Annotated in this window: 6 protein-coding genes; 1 reads left to right on the top strand and 5 read right to left on the bottom strand. The window is 59.2% G+C overall.

Translation table 11 applies throughout. The features are described from left to right. Nucleotides 1-85 precede the first annotated feature (85 nt). From QJT78_RS46510 to QJT78_RS46490, 5 genes are all read right to left on the bottom strand, one after another. Complete coding sequence (locus QJT78_RS46510; RefSeq protein WP_281460687.1) at nt 86-1,036, bottom strand: hypothetical protein; 951 nt, start codon at nt 1,034-1,036, stop codon at nt 86-88. Between the two features lie 444 nt (nt 1,037-1,480). Then, entirely contained in the window at nt 1,481-2,815 is a 1,335-nt protein-coding gene (locus QJT78_RS46505) for an IS5 family transposase (protein ID WP_060909234.1), read from the bottom strand. Between the two features lie 321 nt (nt 2,816-3,136). Further along, a complete protein-coding gene (locus QJT78_RS46500) occupies nt 3,137-3,721 on the bottom strand; it encodes a hypothetical protein (RefSeq protein WP_212479585.1) in 585 nt (194 codons plus the stop codon). Next, nucleotides 3,718-5,460 (bottom strand): hypothetical protein, encoded by a 1,743-nt coding sequence (locus QJT78_RS46495; protein WP_281460686.1) that lies wholly within the window; start codon nt 5,458-5,460, stop codon nt 3,718-3,720. The genes QJT78_RS46500 and QJT78_RS46495 overlap by 4 nt, the downstream gene beginning before the upstream one ends. A 206-nt stretch (nt 5,461-5,666) precedes the next feature. Next, nucleotides 5,667-6,260 (bottom strand): HAD family acid phosphatase, encoded by a 594-nt coding sequence (locus QJT78_RS46490; protein WP_281460685.1) that lies wholly within the window; start codon nt 6,258-6,260, stop codon nt 5,667-5,669. Between the two features lie 168 nt (nt 6,261-6,428). On the opposite strand from QJT78_RS46490, the gene QJT78_RS46485 reads away from it, so the two are divergent. Further along, nucleotides 6,429-6,803: a hypothetical protein gene (locus tag QJT78_RS46485; RefSeq protein WP_281460684.1), complete on the top strand. Its 375-nt coding sequence runs from the start codon at nt 6,429-6,431 to the stop codon at nt 6,801-6,803. Nucleotides 6,804-7,553: the final 750 nt, after the last annotated feature.

Here is a 7,553-nt window from a genome sequence, read left to right as displayed (position 1 = left end):
GTCTCGGTCATGGCGTATCGCTCTCCTCGAGAGGTTCTGGCAGGCTCGTCACCCGCCTCGATACGCCGCCTTCCTCACACCGTCATCACCCAGATTCCGCCATAGCTCCGAGCGCGTCGCTCTGTTGCACATTCGTACGCTCAAGAAGAGTAGTGGACCCACGGCGATTGGCCGTTAGCGCGATCCACCAGATGCCCCACCTTATCCCTGGCGAGATTTTTTCCTCGGCTACCTTTCCCGCGCAGAAATCTTCGTGGCGAGCGAGCAGGTCACCCACGTGCTGCACCCGAAAGCCCGTTTTGCGGGATCGAAGCTTTTCGGCGTTCGCCTGCATTATGCTGATTTCTTCGCTTGAGGGCTGCGGTGGCTCAATCTGCGGCCACCACGGTGCCGGCACGACGAAGCCAGACTCGTGCGAATTGCTGTAAGCCCAGGTCAGCATGGATTTAGCGTATGCCAAGAATTTTTCCCGAGGTCGTACGCCATTGATTGCTCGTATGGCGGAGCCGAGCACATGAGCGTTAAGGGCTGTGAGGGGGATATCCTGAAGGACAGTAAGCGATGGCCGTTTCGCTGCGCTGAAGGTGCCGGTCTTTCGGTCTATGCCGAAAGCCGATCGAACGTCGGACAGGGTTTCTGCCGAGGGAATCTTGATGCGTCTCGCGACCACACGGTTTCCGGACAGCAGGAGGAGGCGGGCTGTCACGCAGTCCGCCCAGGTCCAAACCCGCGTAGAAGCCGTTTCTTCCCGCTCCTTCGGGGAGGTGCGCAATTCCGTCAGCAGTCGAGCGGCGGCTTCCCGGGCCGCTCGAGGTGGTAAGGCATCCTTGCTTTTGTAGCTCTTAGCCACGTCGCTCAAACGGCGGGTAAAATCCCGCGTCTTGACGTACCAGCCGACATCGCGGCCCCGCCGGATCAGAGTCAAACTGCGCTGCTCGGTATCAGCATAGATGTCCCGTCCAGCTGCCCCAGATCGGGCGGCCTCGAATGCCTTCTCTATGATGGTCTGGTCGATTTTGACCCGGATTTGACCCACGACTTTCTCCCCACTCCCAGCGATTGGCACCACATTGGCACCACGGATCTGCCGAAAAAGAAAGGGGAGGAGGGTTCAAGGAAGAGAAAAGTGGGGTAATTCGCGAGGAAAACGGTTAAAAATCGCTGTGCGGCCGCCGCTACCCCTTAGACGCTAGGCATCATATCCTGGGGTCGGGGGGGCGAGTCCCTCTCTCGCTGCCAAACTTCTACGATTTTGCTCGCCTTCCTTCGATCTTCTGCGATCCCTTGCACTCAATGTCGCGTCGGTGGCGACTCCAAGAGCAGGGGAAGCCGTCACTCTGAGGAGCGACGACGGAACGACCTACGTGCTAAGGAAGCGCGGTGGACCGGCTTTCGGCGACCAATCGCTGGACTCGCTGGTCGGCAGCGCGCTAACCGTCAGCGACTTGGTCCTCCGTGAAGAACGCGGACGAGCGCTGATTTAAGCGATCTTTTGAGCCGGGACAGTTTCGGCGAAGGCGCGGATGATGGCACGCAAGAGTTCTGCGAGCCATCGCAGGAGCAGGCCGAAGTTGTAGCCGGCCGCGGCGAGGACGGCGTTGATGCGGTCACCGACGCTGCCTTTGAGATAGTTGCGGTCCATGCGGTGCTCGGCCTTGACGTGACCGATGACGGGTTCGACAGCCGCGCGACGCTTCATCTCGCTCCGGATGGAAGCCGTGACGCGGCGAACCTGACCCGAGATCCAGACCCTGAACCGGTGCGGGTAGTTGTGGCCACGGTACCCTTTGTCGACGTGGATACGACGAGCCTCCACGCCGGTGAGCTTCTCCATGTCGGCGACCACGGGGCCGAGCGTGTGGCCGTCAAAGGGATTGCCGTGCAGCGCCTTGGTATGGAGCACGAACTGTCCACCCTTCGGGGACGTCACGGGGGTGGCGATACTGACCTTGCAGCCGAACTCGTAAGGCGCGCGGGCTTTGCCCTTGCCGATGCACTCGACCTCCGGCGCATGCAACGCATAGACCTTGGGGCCGCGCTGATGCTGATCCTGGCTGCGCACCCGCTGCGCCAGATCGAGCAGCGGGCCGAAGCGCGCTTCCAGCGCCGCATCGCCATCAATCTTGCGGCGGATGTCGCGGATGATCCGGCCAAGCCGCGTCCGCAGGAACTTGAGTTGGCGCCGGGCGCGCTTGAACTGGTGAGCGTGGGTATAGCGGCCGACCATGATGGCGGCGCGCTTGGCCAGGCGCAGATAGCTCTGGCGCAGCGGCACACGGTTGCGCTTGGCAAGCCCGACGAGCTTGGTGATGGCCCGATGCATCAGCCGCGCGTCGGTCGGATGGGCAACGGCCTTGGGCTGCACCGTGGTATCGACCACCACTCGCTCCAGGTCCTTGGGACCGATGGCGCCAGTCTTGTGTGCCACCGACAGACTTTCCTGGATCAACGCGACGAGCTGCTCCTCGCCGAGCCGCTGGCGCCAGCGCGTCATCGACGATCGATCGAACGGCAGCCGGTGGCAGAAGCTTAACTCGCCGCAGAAGTATTGGTAATAAGGGTTCTCGATCCAGCGGGCGCACAGCACCTCATCCGAGAGATTGTGCATGTGCTTCAGAATGAACAGGCCGGCGACAAGCCGCGTCGGTAGGCCAGGCTGCCCCGGCCCGGTTTGGCACACCGAACCAAAGCGGTCATCCAGAAACTTCCAGTCGATCAGCGCCGCCAACCGCACCAGCGGGTGGCCCATGTCGATGATTTGATCGAGCGCCGGAAGCAACAGGTCTTTCTGGCGATCATCCCGCGGTTTGCTCATCGCCGTCCCCAATGCCGATGACCCGTCCGTCAGGGAATCACGAATCGCTCGAAAGCAAAATCCCAAAACGCAAGAAACCGCGGCCCAACACCCGGCTTTCCTGCAAAATCGAATACTTTATCGAGACAACTTCTGCCTATCTCTCAGGCCGATCTGCATTCTTCACGGACGACGACTTGGCCATTGGTGATAGGCTGATCATGGAAAGCTGGCGGGAGAGGTAAGCCGCCGGAAGCCGCGCCCGGATCGCGACGCGGTCTGATTCTTTGTTCGGCCCGACCATGCTCGGAGCAAGCTTCCGGCTTCGTCAGAAGGCCTCGATCATTTGCGCTCGACCGTCTGCGCTAGCCGGACCTCATCGTCCTTAAGAGCGACGCATCCCAGTTTTTCTAACTCGGTCAATCGCGCGGCAAGCTTTGCCTCTGTGGTCTCGGCCTCGACCTCATTTGAGGCAGCGACGACGGCGTTCCACTCTTGTCGCAGGGCTTGCCGTTTCGCTGTACCTCCGAGCTGATGCAGGGCCCAAACAAGGGCTGCGTCGGCCTGATCGAGCTTGACTGCATAGGCGCTGCGAAATGCTCTTATGAAGTATAGGCCTGCGCTCGCCATGCTTATGCAAAATTTGAGCTTCTCACCAGGAAAGGCCGCGGCAGCGCCCCCTACAACGGTGAGCGCCTGCGCGACATCGACAAGCTGCACCTTCGTAGCGCCACGAACGACGTTACGAATGGTCTTTAACGTTGCGGTTCCTTCATCTTCCAGCTCCAGGTGATACAAGCCTTCGTCATCGACCTGGAGGAACTCTTGGACCAGCCTCCTGCATTCGTTGTAGTCCGCTTGGTAATCCGTCGACATCTCAAGTGCAGCGGAGCTGACGAGATCAGCCGTTGATTCATGCTCGGTCATGTGCGCAAACGTCCTCCATGTGGGCCGCGTTCAATGATCGCGTTAAAGAGCTCTATTGCGTTATAGAATGGAAGTTCGCCGGGAAGACTCGGATACTCGTAAAATCGTTCATAGACGCGCACTGCAGCGACAACGCTCTTATCGACCCTTTTCCCTTCGCTATCGAGAACGACATCCGTCATCGCTCGAGCCGGCTCTCTAATCCGGCGCGCCGGCTCGGCGATCCCGGCGTTCCGCGACAGTATACGCCCTATTATGTCAACGGCGTAAAGCGGCGCGGCCGCAACACCGACAGATGACGAGCGAACACTCATCAGGCCAGCCGGTCCGCGAGCGCCGACGCCGGAAATCTCTGCGGCGGGGCGGGGAGAGTAGACGTAAGACACAGATCGCACGATTGCCCCCGGCCCGAAGGAGACGTTCCAATAGATTATATGCGCCAAATGACAGAGGGCATCGGATAGCAGCTGTGCGGCAGGAACGTTGATCGAAAAGTCCTTAAATGACGGGGGAAGCATGACGAGCGCGGTCCGCTCCGGCGCAAAACACCGGATTTTCGACTCAAGTTCTGGCCAGTCATTCCCTTCATCCACGAACGTCTCAACCCTCCCGTCTGTACTCGTGATGATTGTATAGCAATCGATCGCGCCTACCTCGCTCACCGCCAGATACACTATAGTTTCCTCGACGTTCCCTCCGTCGACTTCCGCGAGCCCGCCAATTGGCCACGTCCCTGTTCCGGTAAACGCATCATATGTCACAGTCAAAGAAGGATCGGAGTCGAGCACGCCGCCGAGCGATTGCGCCGTCCCGAATATCTTGAATGTACCATCCTCATTTAGAAACCGCTCATCGAGATCAATCCACGAGCCCATCTTCCAGCCGAGGTGCCTGTCGGCGAGATGACAAAAGAGAATGCCCGGTGCGAGGCTGGCAAGGCGTTTTCCCAATAAAACTGATCGGGCCGACAGGGTAGCGGCATCCAAGGGCGGCTCGCCATGCAGGCAATTTGCGATGAAAGCGTCCACGATCATCCGGTCAATTGCCGCCGAGCTCAACCTGCGTAATCCATTCCACCCAACGCCTCCTATGGCACACATCGCCACATCAAAACGCTTCTCGAACGGCTCGCGCGGGATCGATCCCGAAATCGCGTCGTGAAGTGTCCTTGCCGTCGGCAGCTCGAGCAAATGAGAAAATTCGCCGATATTCAGAACGGCCTTGGCGATGGCGTATACAACCGAGAAGACCGGTTGATAGTCCCTGGTCTCTCGCGGCTCGGCGATCGTCTGCGCCAGCACTTTCAGAAGCGGATAACGGCTGGTTTCGCGCTCCCAAAGAGCGTCGAGATCGCGCTCCGGAAGCCCGGGCGTGGTGGCATATTGCAGGCAAAAGCCGCAGAACTTGGCGAAGGTTTCGTGTATGGCAAGCGCCTTGGAGAGGACGCGATCCTTCGTGAAACAGACGCGATTATAGACTTGCAAGGGCGCAATGTCCGACAGGTCTTCGCGTGGTGATAAATTGACAATGAGATTGCTGTCCGGTGTGGGGATGATCGATCCGAACGCTCGCAACAGCGCGCCATGAGTCGAATTCGCGAGAAGGGCCCCATGCACCTTTTCTTCCTCCTCGACAAGAAGCGGGAAGGGATGATTTCGGTTTAGAAGCGTAACCCCAAAGACATCTGTTACGCCGGAAATTTGCGCAGCCTGCTGTTCGCGGCTTGAGTGAAAAAACATCGGCGGCTTTCCTGGATGATCCCGTAATCTCGCGGAATGCTAACAAAATAGAGCGCTTGAGATGCGCGGCGCCGTAACAGTCTTATCTCTGTAGGGCAACATGAACCGCGCATAGCACAGCGCGCAAGGGTATGGGCCATTCGTGGGCTTCTTGCAGCAACGCTGGCAATTGGCGAGCTCTAGCGCAGGCTCCACGGCGGTGAGGCTTAGGGAATGAAGTAAAGCGGATTGGGCACCTTGAAAGTCATATCGGAGTGACCCTTAGCGAGATCGCTGTACTGATCGCCGATGTTGGCGATGATCGTGAATCCTCGGGTTTCAATATCGGCGCGTGCAGTCGTTTTGTAATCGGCGACGGTGCCGCCGCCGTTCGGATCACGAAGATAGAGATGGTCCGGACTGACAGCCCCGTACCCGGCCATCGCTAGATTGCGAAGGGTCCAGACGCTCGTCATCTCGTAGTTTCGTTCGCTTTGGCGACGCCCGGTGATGAAGAAGACCTCGATGGGTTTGCATGACGCGGTTTCATCGACGCAGCGCGCGGTCCTGTAGAGCCGGAGCGTAGGTTCGATCGCCTGAGCGCGGCCACTCTGCTGCCAGTCGAGATCGCCGCAGGGGTCTTTACGGAACGTGCACGGGCCGTTCGGGACGTAGGCAAAGTCATCCTGATAGATCCGCGGCCAGTTCGACAGGGACGTTTCATCGATATCCAAAACGATGGCGGGGCGTTCGACTTGCGGCGCGCGTTTTGCGATCCATTTCCGAGCGCCTTCGCGACGTCGTCCTCGTACCCACGGCACCGGTAGTGGAGTAGCCGCTTTTTGACGACGTCGATATTCTCCGGCTCCGCGAGGTCTACCGTCGGCAAGAGGGTCGCTGCGTCGCAGCCAAGGCGCGGATCGACTGGTGGCGCAAGGGCTTCGTTGATCAGGACGGCCAGTCGTGCGCCGGCTAGAGCGATCCGTTGCTTGGCTAGCTCGGTCGCCTTAACTCCGATAGGCTTCGGTAAGCGTGAACGGGCCGGCGCCTGCGCCGACGGGCGCTTGATAGACGACCTGTCTTGCAAGCTCGAAGCTTTCATTGATCCAGACATTCTCGTCACGAATCGCGACCTGCCTTGGATCAGGCGGAGGAAGAGCATGGGCTGCCGCAGAGGCTACGTCGGCATCGTCGCCCAAGCCGGGCGTGTCGTCCCAGAACCAGTGCAGCGTAGTCTCGGAGCAGCCGCTACAATTGATCTTTTCGCTATTTCCGCCGTTGTCGCCATGTGGCAGATCCGCAGTGAATCGGGCGGTGGCATGAAGCGGCTGATGAATGTCGCCGACCAGATGCAAAAGCCATGAGAGATCATACGATTTGACGTCGTCGGTTGCGACCGGCGAGGCGAGCGTCCTACGAAACAGTGCGATCTGGGTCTGCGCGTTAGGAGAGGCCGGCTGCTCTGTAGGCGTTCTGTCCGGTGAGAATGGGATGTCAATGAAATGCCAATACTTGTGCATGTTCAGGTCGGCGTACCCGACATTCTGGCTGGCTTCCGGTTCCGCGGGGGGGGGGGGGGGCGGTTGCCGCCCTCTGGTCCGTCTGAAACATAACCCGGCGCGCTCTTGATGTAGTCCGGCCAGGTCGACGCCCTGAGAAAGGCGATTTGATCGCGTTTCTCCGGCGCGACGTTAACTGTCCACCCGATATATTGAGGGTTGAGCCGCAAGAGTTGAGCCGCGCGCGCGCGTGCAGCCGGGGTAAGCGCGTCCCAAGCCAACTGGGCGACCTCCATGTGACCGAAATTGTCCCAGGCCATTGCGGGCGACGCTCGCATTACAAGGGCGAATACGAATAACATCCGGATCTTCATGAAAACGCCCCTTCTTTAAACATGAAAGTCATGCTATCGAAAGTTGAAGCTTTTGTGACGGTCTACTCGTGTTGACAAAGGCCCCTTATGGCCAGATATTTGGCACAATAAGAAGCCTGCCGCTTTTTCCAGAGCTATGGCTGATTTTGGGTGACGCGGCCTGATCAGGCGGCGTGGCTTTCAGTGTTCGGAATGACTTCGATTCCGTCGATGAACTTTACACCGGCGATGACTTTCGGCA

It is taken from the genome of Bradyrhizobium sp. Mp27 (genome assembly GCF_029953005.1).
Lineage (GTDB): Bacteria > Pseudomonadota > Alphaproteobacteria > Rhizobiales > Xanthobacteraceae > Bradyrhizobium > Bradyrhizobium barranii.
The sequence above is the reverse complement of the archived record's forward strand: the minus strand, read 5'-3'. Positions and strand labels throughout refer to the sequence as shown.

Coding starts and splice junctions, on each gene's coding strand:
- QJT78_RS46505 (WP_060909234.1), bottom strand. CDS start 2,815: ATGAGCAAACCGCGGGATGATCGCCAGAAAGACCTGTTGCTTCCGGCG.
- QJT78_RS46500 (WP_212479585.1), bottom strand. CDS start 3,721: ATGACCGAGCATGAATCAACGGCTGATCTCGTCAGCTCCGCTGCACTT.
- QJT78_RS46495 (WP_281460686.1), bottom strand. CDS start 5,460: ATGTTTTTTCACTCAAGCCGCGAACAGCAGGCTGCGCAAATTTCCGGC.